Genomic DNA, 430 nt, shown 5'->3' with positions numbered 1-430 from the left:
ACCTATATGCTGCAGAAAATCAAAGACTTATCTATTAGAGTCAAGCTGTTTGCTGTATTACTCTTGCCTTTAGCGGGCATGCTCTACTACGCAGGCATTACTTTTTATGATCGTTTAAAACTTAACCAGGAGATGAAACAGCTACAATTCTCGACCGAATTGTTGACGGAAAGTGTTCATACCTCGTATGAGCTTATGAATGAAGCTAGTAGCTATCAATCTGACACTGATACTGCCTACACCGTGCAGCGCACAGACCAGCAGCTTGAGCGTTTTCGATCAGCTATGCAGGTCGCAGTACAACAGCTCAGTCATGCCGACCTACAACGTCAGCTACAACAGCTAGAGATTTCACTTCAAAAGTTGCTTGAAATTAGAACTCAGGCTCAGCAGCATAAAGACCCGATAAAAATGTCACAGGGTTATGTTG

General features: G+C 43.0%; 1 protein-coding gene. It reads left to right on the top strand.

The genetic code is table 11. From position 1 onward, the window contains the following. Positions 1 to 430, top strand: a 430-nt coding sequence (locus tag BTA35_RS18070; RefSeq protein WP_161489895.1) for a hypothetical protein, incomplete at both ends; no start/stop codon positions are given.

The sequence above is a fragment of the Oceanospirillum linum genome (assembly GCF_001995095.2).
Classification (GTDB): domain Bacteria; phylum Pseudomonadota; class Gammaproteobacteria; order Pseudomonadales; family Halomonadaceae; genus Oceanospirillum; species Oceanospirillum linum.
Note: the sequence above shows the minus strand (reverse complement) of the source record. Positions and strands in the feature narration are given on the sequence as shown.